The organism is Streptomyces sp. 378, assembly GCF_030124145.1.
Taxonomy (GTDB): Bacteria; Actinomycetota; Actinomycetes; order Streptomycetales; family Streptomycetaceae; genus Streptomyces.
This window is the reverse complement of record NZ_JASKMS010000017.1, coordinates 72,051-88,577: the sequence shown is the minus strand read 5'-3', so window position 1 is coordinate 88,577 and position 16,527 is coordinate 72,051. Positions and strand designations below refer to the sequence as shown.

At 69.8% G+C, this 16,527-nt stretch carries 12 protein-coding genes; 5 read left to right on the top strand and 7 right to left on the bottom strand.

The genetic code is table 11. The annotated features are described in order from the left end of the window. The first annotated feature begins 49 nt into the window (after positions 1-49). The gene (locus QNO09_RS22780; protein ID WP_283972091.1) at positions 50-1,504 is read left to right on the top strand and encodes a peptidoglycan D,D-transpeptidase FtsI family protein; all 1,455 of its coding nucleotides are present in this window, start codon (positions 50-52) and stop codon (positions 1,502-1,504) included. Between the two features lie 74 nt (positions 1,505-1,578). Here QNO09_RS22780 and QNO09_RS22775 read toward each other — a convergent pair whose 3' ends face one another. After that, the gene (locus QNO09_RS22775; protein ID WP_283972090.1) at positions 1,579-3,036 is read right to left on the bottom strand and encodes an NCS2 family permease; all 1,458 of its coding nucleotides are present in this window, start codon (positions 3,034-3,036) and stop codon (positions 1,579-1,581) included. A 274-nt stretch (positions 3,037-3,310) separates the two neighbouring features. On the opposite strand from QNO09_RS22775, the gene QNO09_RS22770 reads away from it, so the two are divergent. The 4 genes from QNO09_RS22770 (at position 3,311) to QNO09_RS22755 (ending at position 8,389) form a co-directional block, all read left to right on the top strand. Then, positions 3,311-3,910 carry a SigE family RNA polymerase sigma factor gene (locus QNO09_RS22770; protein WP_283972089.1) on the top strand — a complete coding sequence of 200 codons (600 nt, stop codon included), beginning with the start codon at positions 3,311-3,313 and terminating at the stop codon, positions 3,908-3,910. Next, positions 3,907-4,752, top strand: coding sequence for a hypothetical protein (locus tag QNO09_RS22765; protein WP_283972088.1), 846 nt, complete (start codon positions 3,907-3,909; stop codon positions 4,750-4,752). Before QNO09_RS22770 ends, QNO09_RS22765 begins: the two co-directional genes overlap by 4 nt. An 85-nt stretch (positions 4,753-4,837) precedes the next feature. After that, positions 4,838-5,671, top strand: coding sequence for a pectate lyase (locus tag QNO09_RS22760; RefSeq protein ID WP_283972087.1), 834 nt, complete (start codon positions 4,838-4,840; stop codon positions 5,669-5,671). Between the two features lie 501 nt (positions 5,672-6,172). Next, the gene (locus QNO09_RS22755) at positions 6,173-8,389 is read left to right on the top strand and encodes a glycoside hydrolase family 43 protein (protein ID WP_283972086.1); all 2,217 of its coding nucleotides are present in this window, start codon (positions 6,173-6,175) and stop codon (positions 8,387-8,389) included. Positions 8,390-8,392: 3 nt separating this feature from the next. Here QNO09_RS22755 and QNO09_RS22750 read toward each other — a convergent pair whose 3' ends face one another. The 6 genes from QNO09_RS22750 to QNO09_RS22725 all read right to left on the bottom strand — a co-directional run bounded on the left by QNO09_RS22750 (position 8,393) and on the right by QNO09_RS22725 (position 16,504). Then, on the bottom strand, positions 8,393-9,532 hold the full coding sequence (locus QNO09_RS22750) for a dienelactone hydrolase family protein (protein WP_502962338.1): 1,140 nt from the start codon (positions 9,530-9,532) through the stop codon (positions 8,393-8,395). 4 nt (positions 9,533-9,536) lie between these two features. Continuing rightward, positions 9,537-10,670 carry a pectinesterase family protein gene (locus QNO09_RS22745; RefSeq protein WP_283972084.1) on the bottom strand — a complete coding sequence of 378 codons (1,134 nt, stop codon included), beginning with the start codon at positions 10,668-10,670 and terminating at the stop codon, positions 9,537-9,539. A 96-nt stretch (positions 10,671-10,766) separates the two neighbouring features. Further along, positions 10,767-12,077 carry a pectate lyase family protein gene (locus QNO09_RS22740; RefSeq protein ID WP_283972083.1) on the bottom strand — a complete coding sequence of 437 codons (1,311 nt, stop codon included), beginning with the start codon at positions 12,075-12,077 and terminating at the stop codon, positions 10,767-10,769. A 35-nt stretch (positions 12,078-12,112) separates the two neighbouring features. Beyond that, positions 12,113-12,928, bottom strand: a complete 816-nt coding sequence (locus QNO09_RS22735; RefSeq protein ID WP_283972082.1) for a rhamnogalacturonan acetylesterase — start codon at positions 12,926-12,928, stop codon at positions 12,113-12,115. A gap of 167 nt (positions 12,929-13,095) precedes the next feature. Next, a complete protein-coding gene (locus QNO09_RS22730; protein ID WP_283972081.1) occupies positions 13,096-14,451 on the bottom strand; it encodes an ABC transporter substrate-binding protein in 1,356 nt (451 codons plus the stop codon). A 49-nt stretch (positions 14,452-14,500) separates the two neighbouring features. Beyond that, positions 14,501-16,504, bottom strand: a complete 2,004-nt coding sequence (locus tag QNO09_RS22725) for a pectinesterase family protein (protein ID WP_502962337.1) — start codon at positions 16,502-16,504, stop codon at positions 14,501-14,503. Positions 16,505-16,527 lie beyond the last annotated feature (23 nt).

Genomic DNA, 16,527 nt, shown 5'->3' with positions numbered 1-16,527 from the left:
CGGGACGGACGGGAACGATCCGCCCGGTGTGGCTCGTCCTTCTGTTCGTATGAACAAGACGATCAGGCGCGCTTCGGTCTTCGCACTGCTCCTGGTGTTGGCTCTGCTGATCAGGGCGACCTGGGTGCAGTTCTACGAGGGCCGGGCGCTGGCAGACGACAAGGACAACCGGCGGAACGCGATCGAGACGTACTCGGCACCGCTCGGGAACATCATCGTGGGCGGCCGGTCGGTGACCGGCTCGGCGCCGACGAAGACGGGCGACCTGAAGTACAAGCGGACGTACACGGACGGCCCGCTGTACGCGGCGGTCACGGGATACGCGTCGCAGGCGTACGCCCCGACCCAGTTGGAGGGCATCTACACCGATCTGCTCAACGGCACGGACAGCCGGCTGAAGTCCGTGATGGACACGCTCACCAACCAGCGGGCCGAGCCGGGCAACGTGGTCACGACCATCGACCCGGACGTGCAGAAGGCGGCCTACGAGGCGCTCGGCGACAAGAAGGGCGGTGCCGTCGCCATCGACCCGAAGACCGGGAAGATCCTCGCGGTCGTGTCGACGCCGTCGTACGACCCGTCCTCGCTGACCGGCGCCAACACCGCGGGGGCGGCCTGGCAGAGGCTCACCTCGGACCCGGACAAACCGCTGGTCAACCGCGCGCTGCGGCAACCACTGCCGCCCGGCTCGACGTTCAAGCTGGTCGTGGCGGCGGCCGCGCTGGAGGACGGGCTGTACACGTCGGTGGACGAGCGGACGGACAGCCCCGACCCGTACACGCTGCCGGGCACCAGCCGGGAGCTGACGAACGAGAACCCGAACGCGCCCTGCACGAACGCCACGATCCGCACGGCGCTGGAGTACTCGTGCAACAACGTCTTCGCGAAGATGGCCGTGAAGCTGGGTCAGGACAAGGTGAAGGCGATGGCCGAGAAGTTCGGCTTCAACGACGACAGGCTGGATGTTCCGGTGCGGGCCTACACCAGCGTGTACCCGTCGGACATGTATCCGTCGCAGACGGCCCTGACGGGCATCGGCCAGTTCGATGTCACCGCCACGCCGCTGCAGATGGCCATGGTGTCGGCGGCCATGGCCAACGGCGGCAAGCTCGTCTCGCCGCACATGGTTGCGCAGATCACCGACAGCGGCGGTGATGTGCTGGAGGACTACGACGGCGCGGGCTCGAAGCAGATCGTCAGCTCCTCGACCGCCGAGCAGCTGCAGTCGGCGATGGAGACGGTCGTGAACAAGGGCACGGGCACGAACGCCCAGGTGCCGGGCGCGACCGTGGGCGGCAAGACGGGGACGGCCCAGCACGGCGAGAACAACAGCCAGGTGCCGTACGCCTGGTTCACCTCGTACGGGAAGTCCGACTCGTCCGGCAAGGAGGTGGCCGTGGCGGTGGTCGTCGAGCAGTCGGACGCGGCCCGCTCGGAGGTCAGCGGAAACGGCCTCGCGGCACCGGTCGCCAAGGCGATGATGCAAGCGGCGCTCAAGGACTGAACCTCGGCCGCCGACAATCCGTCTGTAGAGACGAGACGGGCCGCCCCCCTCCCCCCGGGGGCGGCCCGTCCTCGTTACCTCGCTCCCAGGAGCTGCTCGATCGGGTCGATCGCGAAGTACACGAGGAACAGCGCCGAGGTCCCCCACAGCAGCCAGTGGACCTCCTTCGCCCGGCCGAGCACGGTCTTGATGACGACGTAGGCGAGGAACCCGGCCCCGATGCCGTTGGTGATGGAGTAGGTGAACGGCATCACCGCGATGGTGAGGAACGCGGGGATGGCGATGTCGTAGCGGTCCCAGTCGATCTGCTTGACCTGGGTCATCATCAGGAAACCGACGGCGACCAGGGCCGGGGCGGCGGCCTGGAGCGGGACGATGGTGAGCAGCGGGGTCAGGAACAGCGCGAGACCGAACAGGCCGCCGGTGACGAGGTTGGAGAAGCCGGTGCGCGAGCCCTCGCCGACACCGGCCGCGGACTCGATGTAGGAGGTCGCCGAGGACGCGGAGGCCGCACCGCCCGCGACCGCGGCGGCTCCGTCGATGAGCAGCACCCGGCCCAGGTTCGGGACCTTGCCGTCCTCGTCGAGCAGGCCGGCCTCGGCGCTGATGCCGACGACCGTGCCCATGGTGTCGAAGAAGTCGGACAGGATCAGCGTGAAGATCAGCAGGACGACGGTGACGACCCCGACGCCGGGGGCGCTGAAGGCGCCGAACAGGTCGAAGTCGCCGATGAGCCCGAAGTCGGGGGCGTCGACGAACCGGTCCGGCCAGGAGGGTGTGGTCAGACCCCAGGACTTGATGTCGGCCAGGGAGTTGATCACGATCGCCAGCGCGGTCATGGTGACGATGCTGATCAGGATGGCGCCCTTGACCTTGCGGGCGAGCAGTCCGATCGTCAGCAGCACGCCGAGGCAGAAGACGAGCATCGGCCAGCCGGCGAGGGTGCCGGTGCCGCCCAGCTGGACGGGCACGGTGGTGTTCGCGGCGTCCGGGATGCGGCTGACGAACCCGGCGTCGACGAAGCCGATGAAGGCGATGAACAGGCCGATGCCGACGCTGATCGCCTGCTTGAGCGGCTGGGGTATCGCGTGCATGACGGCCTCGCGCAGACCGGTCACCACCAGCACGCAGATCAGCAGGCCTTCGAGGACGATCAGGCCCATGGCGTCGTCCCAGCTCATCAGCGGGGCGATCTGGAAGGCGACCACGGCGTTCAGGCCGAGTCCGGCGGCGAGCGCCAGGGGCAGGTTGCCGCCGACGCCCATGATGATCGTCATGACGGCGGCGACCAGGGCGGTGGCGGTGGTGAGCTGGACGGCGTCCAGCTGGTGCCCGAACTTGTCCTTCGCGCTGCCCAGGATGATGGGATTCAGGACGAGTATGTAGGCCATCGTGAAGAACGTGGCGAAGCCGCCGCGTATCTCCCGGCCGAAGGTGGAGCCCCTCTCGGAGATCCGGAAGAACCGGTCGACGCCGTTCGCCGGGGGTTCCTTCACGGGAGGCCGGTCGGTGACCTGCTGCGGTTCGGACATGGCGCGTACTCCTCGGTGCCTGGGTCATCGGTGTGCGGATGCTGGCCGGATTGTGCCTGCCGTGAACCCCGTTCGGGTTTTCTCCGTGTTACGGAATCGGGGTCCGGCCTGCCATACGCCGTTCGAAGCTCCGTACGAACCGTTCGACGATCGCTGCTACGCTTCCCGATCTCGTCCGGGTCTTCCCCGGATGATCACATGTCATCTGCATGACAGTCACAGGGTGCCCCGGCCGACCGGGAGCGCCCGTAGCCGCTGCGAGGAGAGGTCGCCCGTGGGCACAGCCGTCGACGACGCCGCCTCCGTGGAGTTCCACGCCTTCTTCGAGCGCCACTACGCCGAACTGTCCCGTCTCGCCCACCTCCTGACGGGCGAGTCGGACACCGCCGACGATCTGGCGGCGGACGCGTTGCTGGCGCTGTGGCACCGCTGGGACCGGGTGCGCGCGGCCGACCACCCGGCGGCGTACGCCCGCGGTGTGGTCGCCAATCTGGCCCGTACCCGCATCCGCAGCGCGGTGCGCGAGCGGCGTCGCATCGCCCTGTTCTGGTCGCAGCGCGAGGAGAACACCGAGAACCCGGACGTCGCGGGCGTGGTCGACGTGCAGGAGGCGTTGCGCAGGCTGCCGTTCCGCAAGCGGGCCTGTGTGGTGCTGCGGCACGCGTTCGACCTGTCGGAGAAGGACACCGCCCTGGCGCTGGGGGTGTCGGTGGGTACGGTGAAGAGCCAGACCTCGAAGGGGATGGCCGAACTCCAGCGGTTGCTGGGGGCGCGGGGGGTGCCGCAGCGGATGCACGCGACGCTGGGGGCTCCCCGCTGTTCGGCCGCCGTGGAGGGCGCGCGCACCGGTGAGGCCGGAGGGAGGGACCGATGACCATGCGGCGGGACGTGCACGAGGAGCTGCGCACACGGCTGCACGAGGCGGCCGGAGCGCACGAGCCCGACCGGGAGCGCATGCTGGCCCGGATCGAGCGCGGCATGGCCGGTCCGGCCGTTTCCGGCCACCGGGCGAAGCATCCGCCGGTGTTCGGTTGGGTGCGGGTGGCCGGTGCGTCGGCCGCGGTCGCCGGTGTGCTCGCGGTGGGCGGATACGCGGTGGCGTCCGCGGTGAAGGACGAAGCCGCACCTCAGCAGGAAGTGGCCACGTCGCCGACGCCCACGCCCTCCCCGGAGGCGACGAGCCGGGCCCCCGTGCCTCCGCCCGCGGTGGAACCGGCGCCCAGCCGGTCGCCCGAGCGCCGCGAGTCCGGCCCTCCGCCGTCGGGGACGCCCAACGCCCCGGCCGCCCAGCGGCCGCCCGCCGCCGAGGACGGGCCGCTGTGGTCGGACGGCTCGGTCGACCCGCACAGCAACGACTACTGGGCGCAGAGCAACGTCACTCTCAAGACCCGCGAGCAACTGACCGCGCTGAGCGTGCGGTTGAAGGTGGCCCAGACCGGCGGGGTCTCCGACGCGGGCGCCTGGCGCTCCCTGCCCGAGGACGACTTCACCCTCACGGTCGCCGAGCGGGACGGCTTCCTCGTCTACACCTGGACCCTCAAGGAGGGCCGTACGGTTCCGGCGGGCCAGTGGGTGTTCGCCGGCCAGTTCGCCCACGCCCGCGGCGGTCGCGACGCGGGAGAGGACGCCTACGCGGTGACGGCCACCGCGGGTTCGCGGCAGCTGTCGGTGGGCGGCGGGTTCGCCGCCGTGGCCGACGGCGACGGCGGCTCGTGAAAAAGACATGAAGAGGCGGCAACCCTTTCTTCACCGGTGACGACCACCAGGCGCAAGAGTCACCCCCCATCTGAGGAATCGGTACATGACTGCACCAGCAGACCAGCGCGTCCGCCACCGCCGCGGTGTCACCAAGCGGCGGGCGGTGATCGCCACGGTGTCCGCCTTCGGCATCACGGGAGCGGCGATCGTCACCACGTCGATGCTGTCGACGGCGGGCGCCGCGCCCTCCTGGCCCGCGGACAAGGGCAAGACCCCCGTGGCGAAGACCATTCCGGTCTCCGGTGTGCGCGACGGCGGCATGAAGATGTTCTACGGCACCGGCGCGCTCGGCGGCGGCAACCAGGACGAGGGGCAGGCCCCGCTCTTCGAGCTGGCCGACGGCGCGGTCCTCAAGAACGTCGTCATCGGCACCCCGGCCGCGGACGGTGTGCACTGCAAGGGCAGTTGCACCCTGCAGAACGTGTGGTGGACGGACGTCGGCGAGGACGCGGCCAGCTTCAAGGGCAAGTCCTCGTCCGCGGTGTACAAGGTGATCGGCGGCGGCGCGAGGAACGCCGACGACAAGGTGCTGCAGTTCAACGGCGCCGGCACGCTGAACGTGTCGGGCTTCCAGGTGCAGAACGCCGGCAAGCTGGTCCGCTCCTGCGGCAACTGCAAGACGCAGCACAAGCGCACGATCGTGCTCAGCGACATCGACGTGACGGCGCCGATGAACTCGATCGTCGGGGTGAACGTCAACTACGGCGACACGGCGACGCTGTCGAGGATCCGTGTCCACGGCGACGGCAAGAAGAAGATCAAGACGTGTGTGCGCTTCGAGGGCAACAACACGGGCAAGGAACCCAAGGAGCTGACGCCGCCCGGCCCGGACGGCAAGAGCTGCCTGTTCAAGGCCTCCGACATCAGCTACCAGTAGAACCTGCCCCGCTGTGACTCCGGTTGGCCCTGGTCCCCCCACGGGCCGGCCGGATGCCGGGTCTCCGACCCCCCAGTCGGACGTCCCGGCACCTCGGCCCTCCGGAGCCCCCCTCCGGACGGCCGGACGGTACCGGTCGAGCCCCCCTCGACCGGTCGGTAGGACGCCCCCGCCGTTTCGCACCGGCGGGGGCGTCGCCCTGTGTGGGGGCATCCCGCGGCGGGCTTCTGCCAGTGCCGTTCGTGGTGGATCCGGGGGTGGCGTCCGGGTGGCAGGTGCCGCCGCGCACCCGACATCACGGTGCCGGCGCCGGCGTTCTTCACGGCTTCTCGAGCCGGGCGGTGACGGAGACGGTGACCGTCGTCCGCGCCGGAGGCACCGGCGTTTCGAAAGTTTCGGAACCGCCGGCCTCACACACACCCGTTGACGCCCCGCGCCCCTCCGGTGAAACTCCGAGGGCCGCTATCCAACAGAATCCCCCACACTCCGACAGGAAGTGTCATGCGCTCCCGCATCGCCCGCACGCTCCTGCTTCCCTTCCTGGCCCTGACCGGCCTGCTCCTGACCCTTCTCACGGCACCGCCCAGCACCGCAGATCCCGGAGCACCACCCGTGAAGCACAGCAAGTACGCCGGCTACCTCTTCGCCTACTTCACCGGCGAGGGCACCGCCGACGGCGAGCAGATCCGCTACGCCCTCAGTCGCGGCAACGACCCGCTGCACTGGCGTGAACTGAACTCCGGCAAGCCGGTCCTGACGTCCACGATCGGCGAGAAGGGCCTGCGCGACCCGTTCGTCATCCGCTCCCCCAAGGGCGACAAGTTCTACCTGATCGCCACCGACCTGCGGATGTACAAGAACTCCAGCGGCAGCTGGGACCAGGTCCAGCGGCACGGCAGCAAGTCGATCATGGTCTGGGAGTCCACCGACCTGGTCAACTGGACCGACCAGCGCCTGGTGAAGGTCTCCCCGGACAGCGCGGGCAACACCTGGGCCCCGGAGGCCTACTGGGACGACGAGCTCGACGCCTACGTGGTCTTCTGGGCGTCGAAGCTGTACGCCGACGACGACCCGGACCACAAGGGCAGCACGTACAACAAGATGCTGTACGCGACCACCAAGGACTTCCGCACCTTCAGCGAGCCGAAGGTCTGGAACGACCCGGGCTACTCGGTGATCGACTCAACGGTCGTGAAGTACGAGGACGAGTACTACCGCTACACCAAGGACGAGCGGGACCCCAGCTCCTCCAGTCCCTGCTCGAAGTTCATCACCGGGGAGAAGTCCACCTCCCTGACCTCGACGACGTACGACTTCGTGGCCGACTGCATCGGCAAGGGCGCGATGGACCGCGGCGAGGGCCCGACGGTGTTCAAGTCGAACACCGAGAAGAAGTGGTACCTGTTCATCGACGAGTACGGCGGTCGCGGCTACATCCCCTTCGAGACCACCGACCTGGCCTCGGGCAAGTGGACCCCGTCCACGAACTACCAGCTCCCGGCGAGCCCCCGGCACGGCACGGTCCTGCCGGTGACGCAGCGGGAGTACGACCGTCTGCTGGCCGCCTACCCGGCCACGGCCACCTCGGTCGTGGACGCGACGGCGAAGCGCCAGAAGGGCTACTCGATCGTCACGGACAGCGCCTCCAAGGTCGTCCTGCCCATGGAGCCCCACGCCGACCTACGGCGCCTCGCCCCGAAGCTGTGGGTCGGTGAGGGCGCGAAGCTCAGCCCGAAGTCCGGTACCCGACGCGACTTCCGCACGCCGCAGAAGTACACGGTCACCGCCGCCGACGGCACCAGGCGCACGTGGACGGTCGAGGCGGTCCGCACCCGCAGCCCGATCCTGCCCGGCCTGAACGCCGACCCCGACGTGCGTTACATGAACGGCCGGTACTGGATCTATCCGACCACGGACGGCTTCCAGGGCTGGAGCGGCACCCAGTTCAAGGCGTACTCGTCGAAGGACCTGGTCCACTGGAAGGACCACGGCGTCATCCTCGATCTCGGGCCCGACGTGAGCTGGGCCGACAGCAACGCCTGGGCCCCCGCCATCGCCGAGCGGAACGGCAAGTACTACTTCTACTACTGCGCCGAGCAGCAGATCGGTGTGGCGGTGGCGGACTCCCCCGCCGGCCCCTTCGAGGACGCGCTCGGCAAGCCGCTGGTCGCCAAGGGCGGTTCGCTGAAGGGCCAGATGATCGACCCGTCGGTCTTCACGGACGACGACGGCCAGGCCTACCTGTACTGGGGCAACGGCCGTGGGTACGTGGTGCCGCTGAACGACGACATGGTGTCGTACGACGCGTCGAAGGTGCGGGACATCACCCCGGACAACTTCCGCGAGGGCTCCTTCGTGATCAAGCGGAAGGGCACCTACTACTTCATGTGGTCGGAGGACGACACCCGCAGCGAGAACTACCACGTGGCGTACGCGACGGGACCGTCCCCGCTCGGCCCGTGGACCAAGCGCGGGACGATTCTCGAGAAGCGGCCCGAGTACGGCATCCTCGGCACCGGCCACCACTCGGTGGTGAACGCCCCCGGCACCGACGACTGGTACGCCGTCTACCACCGCTTCGCCCTCAACGGCCCCGGCAGGCCGGGCGGCGACGGAATGCACCGCGAGACGACCATCGACCGCATGGAGTTCGCGGCCGACGGCACGATCAAGCCGGTGGTGCCGACGCTGGAGGGCATCGAGCCGGTACGGCGGTGACGCTCACAGGACGTCGTCGAGCCAGCTGACGACCTCGTCCTGCATCGCGTGGGTGAAGACGTGGCCGAGCTCCGGCCACGTCTTCACCCGTATCCGCTCCTCGGCGTGGTGCGAGCGCCAGACGGCACGCAGCTTGTCGTACGCGACCCGCACGCCCGCGGCCGGGAACAGGGGGTCGAGGCCGCCGTGGAAGAACAGCATCGGCCGGGGTGCGGCGATGCTCGCCACGTCGGGGATGTCGAGGTGCCGGGCGAGGCCGGGGTGGAGCATGTAGTACGCCGACTGCCCGCGCAACGTGTTGTTGCCGGGCACCATCATCTCCTTCAGGCCGGTCATCCAGCAGACACTCGCCGCGGCGGCGATGTGGTCGCTGAGGGCGGCGGTCTGCCAGGCCCGGTAGGCGCCCATGGAGAAGCCGACGGCCGCGACCCGCCCGGCGTCCACCCGGTCGAGCCCGGCCAGGAAGGCGGCGGCCCGCTCGTCCTCCCGGCCCATCAGCCCGGCGAGCGAGGAGCCGAGATGGTAAAGATTGGAGGCCAGGGCCTGCTGCTGCTCGTAGGCGACAGGCCCGCGGTCGCCCCAGCCGAGCGCGTCCAGACACAGCACCACATAGCCGCGCCGGGCCAGTTCGTCACCGACGAACCGCCCGCTGAAGTAGGTGTCGGCCCACGCGCGGGCGGACACGAGTCGCGTGTCGTCGTACCAGGGCCGGACGAGTTTCTCCTTCCCGATGTCGAACCGGGCGCCGTGGTCGTGCAGGAGCAGCACGGCGGGGAAGGGCCCGTGGCCGTGCGGGGTGAGCAGGGCGCCGCGGACCCGTTCGTAGCGGGTGAGGGAGACGGTCACCAGTTCGCGGGTGTGGTCCAGCGTCCGGGAACGGCCGGTGAACTCCGGCGCGTACGGCGTCCCGTCCTGCCGCTCGACGAGGAGGTGCTCCTCGACGGTGGCCCGGGCGGTACGCCGCCAGGCGCGAAAGTCGCGGATCGGGGAACGTCCCCAGGCGAGCGGGAAGGTCAGGGCGGCCTTCAGGGCCGGGTGGAAGTCCGGCAGCGGTCCGTCCACGACCGCCGCCTCCGTCCCGCTCACCGCCGCCCCGCCCGGCGGCGCGGCCCCCTCCCCGGGCACGGGCGTCCGGCACCCCAGGGCGTCATGGGCACGCCGTCTTCCACGGCTCCCAGTCGCCGAGCCAGGCGGCGCGGGTCGCGGACCGGGCCTGCCGGGCGGTGAGTTGGGGCCGCTCGGCGGGGACCGTGATGTGCGCGCCCGGCCCGGTGTTGCGGTACTCGGCGAAGCGCTGGGCCTGCCAGGGGTGTGCGTCCCGCATGTTGGCGTAGGGCGCGACCGCGTCGATGCCCGGGCCCAGCCAGGTGTCGCGCACCGTGAGCATCGGGCGGGCGGTGGTGCTGGAACTGGGCACCCAGGGACGGGCCAGTTTGTAGAAACCGTCCGGGGCGTCGCTGCTGACGTGACCACGCGTCACGAGGTAGCCGTGCGGGTTGTCCGCCTCCGTGGAGGGGGCGAAGACGAAGCCGTACGGGGCGCCGGACGCGTCCGTGCGGTTCAGGGTGCGGAAGCGGCAGTGCTCGAAGACGGCCGAGGCCCGGCCGAAGACGAAGTCGACGTCGCCCTCGACGTAACAGTGCGAGAAGAACTGGCGGGCGAAGAGGCTCGCGGCGTTGGAGTCGGCGTACAGGGTGTCCTGGTGGCCGAGGAAGCGGCAGTGGTGGAAGGCCGAGCGGTCGCCCTGCACCTTGATGGCGACGGCCTGGGTGCCGCTGATCCCGGGGTGCTCCTCGCGCAGGAAGTCGTTGGCGAAGGTGATCCGGTGGGCGGTGAAACCGTCGGCCCGGACGGTGGTGGTGGCCGAGCCGGTGGTGCCGTAGGTGCCCGAGCCGTCCGGCTTCGGAGTGCCGGCCGCGTTGTCGTAGACGATGACGACGTCACGCGGACCGTCACCGGCGCCGAGCCAGGTCATCTCCGTGCGGGAGCGGTCGACGGAGACCGTCTCCCGGTAGGTGCCGGGCGCGATGACCAGGGTCCAGCCGCTGCCTGCGACGGCGGTCACGGCGGCCTGGACGGAGGTGAAGTCGCCGCGGCCGTGCGGGTGGACGTACAGGGTCCGCGGGGTGCGGCGGGCGGTCGGCGAACCGTACCGGCCGAAGGGGCGCGGCCGGGCCTGGGCGGGGGCAGCCGCCCCGACGGCGAGCGCGGCCGCGGCACCGGCGCCCGCGAACAGGATTCCCCTTCTGGGCAGGGAGGACGGGGTGTGGGGCGAGGACATGCGAATGCTCCTTGGGGGTGCGGCTCGGGCGGTGGTTCCTCGCGTGGGGGGTTGGGGGCCGGGGCGGTCCGCCCCGGCCCGGGCGTGCGGGTGACGTCAGCGCAGGCGGCCGGCGCCGGCGCGGTGGTCGACGAGCCACGGAACCGCCCGCGGCGAGTGGACCCGGGTGCGCAGGGTCGGCCTCCAGCCGGCGCCGGACTGGAGGGTCTCCTCGGGGATCTCCGCGTTGTGCACGGCGATCAGGTCGGTGAGCCTGCCGTTGACCCAGTTGTTCTCGGCGGTCAGCGGCGCCTCCTTCCACTTCTTCAGGATCTTGGCCGCGCTGACCCCCTTCGCCAGCGAGAAGGCGTTGTCCGTGGCGTGCAGCCGCGACTCGATGCCGATGCCGAAGACGTAGCCGAACGGCTGGTCCTTGGTCACCACGAAGTGGTTGTTGTACGAGTCGACCTGCCCGAACCGCACGCGCGGGGCCCGCTCCACGATGCCCTCGAAGCGGTTGTGGTGCAGGGTGACCTTGAGCTTGCCGGCGTCGTCCGCGGCGGCGCTGTCGCTGTTGCCGATCAGCATGGTCTTGTCGTGGTCCTCGAAGGAGTTCCAGGACACGGTCACGTAGTTGGCGCCGCGCACGATGTCGAGCAGCCCGTCGTGCTGCTGGTAGACCTTGCCGAAGTACTTCGGCAGGGAGCTGTCGGGGTGGCGGCCGTCGGTGAGGGTGTTGTGGTCGACCCACACATGGGTGGAGCCGTAGAGGACGACACCGTCGTACTCGGAGTTCCAGGCGCCGGTCTTGTTGTCGTCGGTCGGGTCCCACTGCGGGAAGCAGTCGATCGGGGCCTCGATGGTGAGGTTGCGCAGGATGACGTTGTGCACGCCCTTGATCTGCAGGCTGCCGCCGAGGATCCCGGAGTTCCGCCCGACGCCCACGATGGTGGTGTTGGAGGGGACGCTCACCCTGATGGCCTTGCCCTGGTTGTCCGCGGACGCGTCCCGCAGGTCCTCCTGCTCCCCGCTGACCGGGGTGTCGTGGCCCCAGACGGCGGGGTCGTAGTCGGCGAGGTACTGCTGGAAGTCGTACCCCTCGGCCTCGAAGGCCCCGCAGCCCTGGGCCACGGCGTCGATCATCCCCTTGACCCTGATGATCTTCGGGGCGTCACCGCCGTCCTTCAGGGCGGCCTTGAACTCCTCCCAGGTGGTGACGGTGTGGACATGCGCGGTGTCGGCCGCCGAGCCACCCGTCGTGCCCGTCCCCTGAGCAGCCCAGCCGTCCTGCGCGGCCAGTACCTCACGGCCGAGGTCCCGGCCGCCCGCCTGGGCGGTGGCGCCGGTCAGGGACAGCACCAGAGCGGTGCATCCGACGAGCGCTGCGGCTCTTACTGTGGCATGCCCATGCCAATCGCGTGTATTCATGGTGCGGCTCTCCTCAGCATCAGGACGGAGTGGGGTCAGGCGGTGGGGCGGGGCCAGGTGATCCAGGACTCCGGGATGTCGTCGTCCAGCCGGCGCACGTCCCGGGGCCCCAGCACCCGGGTGCGCAGCAGTTCCCGCACCACCAGCCGCGACACGGCGATGGCGCCGGGCGGGTTGAAATGCGTGTTGTCCTGCTCGGTCTCGGTCCAGTTGAAGTACTTCTTCGTCTCCTCGGCCCCGAGCTCCTGCCACAGCGCGAGGGACAGGGCCTGGATGTCGAGCAGTGCCACGCCCTCCGCCTCGGCGAGCGCCCGCATCGCCGCGGGGTACTCGCCGTGGCTGGACCGGGCGTTGCCGTTCGCGTCGAATCTGCGGCGCTCCACGGACGTGGCCAGCACGGGTCGCGCACCGCGTGCCCGGGCACCGGTGAGGTACAGCCGCAGGTGGTCCTGGTACGTCGTCCAGGGCTCGGTGTAGCGGGCGGGGTCGTCGCGCTTGGCGTCGTTGTGGCCGAACTGGATCAGCAGCAGGTCACCGGGCCGGATGGCACCGAGGATGGCGTCGAGGCGGCCCTCGTCGACGAAGCTCTTCGAACTGCGGCCGTTCACCGCCTGGTTGGAGACCTTCAGGGGCTTGCGGAGGAAGAACGGCAGCGCCATGCCCCAGCCGGTCTCGGGGGCGGCGTCGGTGTACTTCTGGGCGGCGGTGGAGTCACCGGCGATGAAGAGGGTGCGGGTGCGCGGGGCGCCGCCGTGGGAGGGGGCGGTGGCGTGCGCGGGAGACGCGGCGGCGCCGACGGGGACGGCGGCGATGAGCGCCGCGGCGGCGACCTGTCTGCGGGTGAGAGACATCGGGGCGGCCTTTCAGTGCGGTGTATCGGGTTCTTTCGGCAGGCCTCTTGCTCGGGCGTGGCGGGGGTCGCGGGGTGGGGGGAGGGTAAGGGCCGGCGGCGGGGCGCGATGGGTCCGCCGCCGGCCCGATCCGGTGGGCGTGGGGGGGGGAGATCAGCGGGCCGGGATCAGCCCTTCTGCTCGTTCCATTCCTTCTGGGCCTCGTTGAGCTGCTCGGCCATCTTGTCCAGGAAGTCCTTGGCGCTCATGTCGCCGAGCAGGACCTTCTGGAAGCCGGCCTCGTTCTCGGCCTTGGAGATGGTGTTCCAGTCCGGCAGGTAGTACGGCAGCTGGACAATGGTGGTGGAGCCGTCGTTGAGGGCCTCGGCGGCGAGCTTGGTCGGCTCGGCCTTGGAGATCCAGGCGTCCTTGGCGGCTTCCTTGTTTGACGGGATGGCGCCGGCCGACTCGTTCCACTTGGAGTTGGACTCGTGCGAGGCGGCGAACTCGATGAACTTCCAGGCGGCCTCCTTGTTCTTGGAGCTCTTGAACAGGCCGAGACCGTCGACGGGGTTGGAGACCTGGACACGCTTGCCGCCGGGTCCGGTCGGCTGCGGGATGCCGCGGAACTTGTCGGTGCCGAGCGCCTTCACGTGGTCCTGGTAGGAACCCAGGTTGTGGTTCAGCATCCCGATGGTGCCGGAGTCCCACTGGGCGACCATCTTGGTGAAGTCGTTGTTGAGGTCGGCGGCCGGCGTGTACTTCTTGTACAGGCCGGCGTACTTCTCCAGCGCTTCGACGTTCTTCGGGTCGTTGAGCGTGGTCTTCTCGCCGCCGGCGTCCCAGAACGACGTGATGCCGGACTGCCCGTACATGGCGTCCAGCGCCTGCGCGATGGAGCCCGCGCCGCCGCGGATGGTGTAGCCGAACTCGTTCTTCTTGACGTCGGTGAGCTTCTCGGCGGCCTCGTAGAACCGGTCCCACGTGGTGGGCGCCTCCAGACCCGCCTGGTCGAACAGGTCGGTGCGGTAGTAGAGGGTGCCGTTGTTCGCGGAGGTCGGGATCGTGAACATGTTGTCGCCGGAGCCGCCGGCCACCTTGACCGACTCGACCATGCCCTCGTTGAGCTTGCCGCCCAGGGAGGACTTGGCCAGCCGGTCCTCCAGCGGCTCCAGCGCGTTCTGCGCCGCGATGCCCGCGAGCATGGCCGCGCCGACACCGCCGACGTCCGGCAGGCCGCCGCCCTGGATGGCGGTGTCGTACTTCGACTGCACCTCGGTGGAGGGGATCCCGACGTACTCGACCTCGATGTCGGTGTTCGCCTTCTCGAAGTCGGCGATGATCTCCTTCCAGATGTCGGTGCGGACACCGCCGTTGTTGTCCCAGAAGACGATCTTCCCGGTGCCGCTGCCCTCCGCTCCGTCACCCCCACCGCTGCCGTCGTCACCGCAGGCGGTGGCGGTCAGGGCGAGTACGGCCCCCAGAGCGACGGCGGCCGACGTCCGGCGCCTTCCTGTGCTGGTGCTGTGATTGCTGATCCTCATGGGTCGGCTCTCTTCTTCTGGATCCAACGGAGATGTGCGGGTGGGGGTGTCAGTGGCGGTCGTACGGCGCCCAGCCGTCCGACCCGTTCAGGTAGCGGGCCACGGTGTGCGACCGGGCCTCGGCGTCACTCAGGTGCGGCCGGTCCGCCGTCACGAACGCGCCGGGCCCGTAGTTGCCGTACTCGGCGAACCGCGCGTCCCGCCAGGAGAAGCCGCTCATGTCGGTCCACGGCGAGGCCTTGATCGCGGCGGGCAGCTTCGTGTTCCGGATCAGCACCTGGGCGATGGCGTCCGGCTGGCCGCCCGGGTGCCAGGGCCGCCCCAGGTGGAACGATCCGGCGGGTGCGTCGCTGAGGATCTCCGACCGGGTGATCAGGAACCCGTACGGGTTGTCCTTCCAGGTCGAGGCGGCGGTGATGTAGCCGTTGTTCGTCGCCGACCCCCGGCTCAGCGCCCGGATCACCGACCGCTCGATGACGGTGGTGGCCCGCCCGTAGATGAAGTCGACATCGCCCTCGATGTACGAGTCGCGGATGTAGACTCGGCTGACGGTGGTCAGCCTGGGGCTGTCGGTCATCAGGGTGTCCTGGTTGCCCAGGAACGCGGTGTCCTCGAAGACGATCCGGTCGCCGGTCGTCTTCATCGCCAGCGCCTGCTCGCCCTTCAGCTCGTGCGCGGCCTCGTCGAAGTCGTTGCTGAAGGTGAGGTTGCGTACGGTGACGTCGCTCGCGGCGATCCGGACGGTCGCGCTCCCGGTGGAGCCGCCGTACTCGGCGGGTGTGTCGTAGACGATGACGGTGTCCGAGCGGTCCTGTCCAGTCCCCCGCAGCACGATCTTCGGCTTGTCCGCGGGAACGAGGACCTTCTCGCGGTAGGTGCCGGGCGCGACCGCGACGGTCACGGGAACGTCGTTGCCGGACGGCACGGCGTCCACGGCCGACTGCACGGTCGGGTACGCGGCGGGGACGTGCAGCGTCACCGCGTCACCGATCCGCTTCTGCGGGCCGGAGAAGCGCTTGACCAGCGCGGGGACGGCCGCGGCCGGGTCGAGGCGGTAGTCGTAGAACGCCCGTGGGTCGAAGGCGTCACCCCGGGTGTCGTGCCGCCCCGTGGTGTTCTTCAGGATCGAGCCGCGCTGCACCAGCTCGGCCGTGGCATCGGCCTGGTGGGGGTGCTGGACGCCGTCGTAGTAGCTGTTCTCGATGACCATCTCGGTCCTGCCACGCGCCCAGCTGCCGTAGGTCCACTGCGGGTCGCCGTCGGCCACCTGGCGGGAGAAGTAGTTGTTGTACAGGTGCGCGTAGGCACAGTTGTCGGCGGACGGATTGCGCTGCTTCGTCCCCGTGAACCAGTTGTGGTCGATGGTGATCTGCGTCTTGGCGTTGCCCGTCCAGCCGATGCCGAACGCCTTGTTGTGGTCGGCGAACTCGTTGTACGAGACGGTGATGTACTCGCTGTCCTTGCGCACGTCGAGCAGCCCGTCGCCCATGCGCGTGAAGCGGTTGTGGTCGATCCAGACGTGGTGGACGGAGTCCATCTGGATGGCATCGAAGTCGGTGGTCTTGCCGTCCCAGTCGCCCTCGACGTAGGAGTCCCGGATCGTCAGGTTGCGGATGATGACGTTGTGCGTGCCGGGCTTGAGGTGCAGCTCGCCGTGGACGATCTCGCCGGTGTCGCCGACGCCGATGAGGGTCTTGTCGGACGCCACCACGATGTCCGAGCCGAAGGGTTCGACCGCGATCGAGCCCTTGACGCGGATGACGTACGGTTCCTCGGCCGCCGCGTATCGGGCCAGCGAGGCCTGGTCGGTGACCGTGACGACCTTGCCGCCCGCCCCTCCGGTGGTGCCGCCGGCGAGGGCGGCGAAACCGTGCGGCCGGTCGGTGAAGCGGTCGGCGGTCTTGGTGGCCGGGGTGGTCCGCGCCGTGCCCGTGGCGGGGGCGGCGGCCTTCGCCTCCCCCACCGTCCCCAGGGCCAGGGCGGCGACCAGGCCGAACACGGCGGCCATGGTTCTGCCGGATCCCGGCAAGCGCTTGCTTCGGAGGTGCGTCATTGCGGCTCCCAACAGGCGGGTGG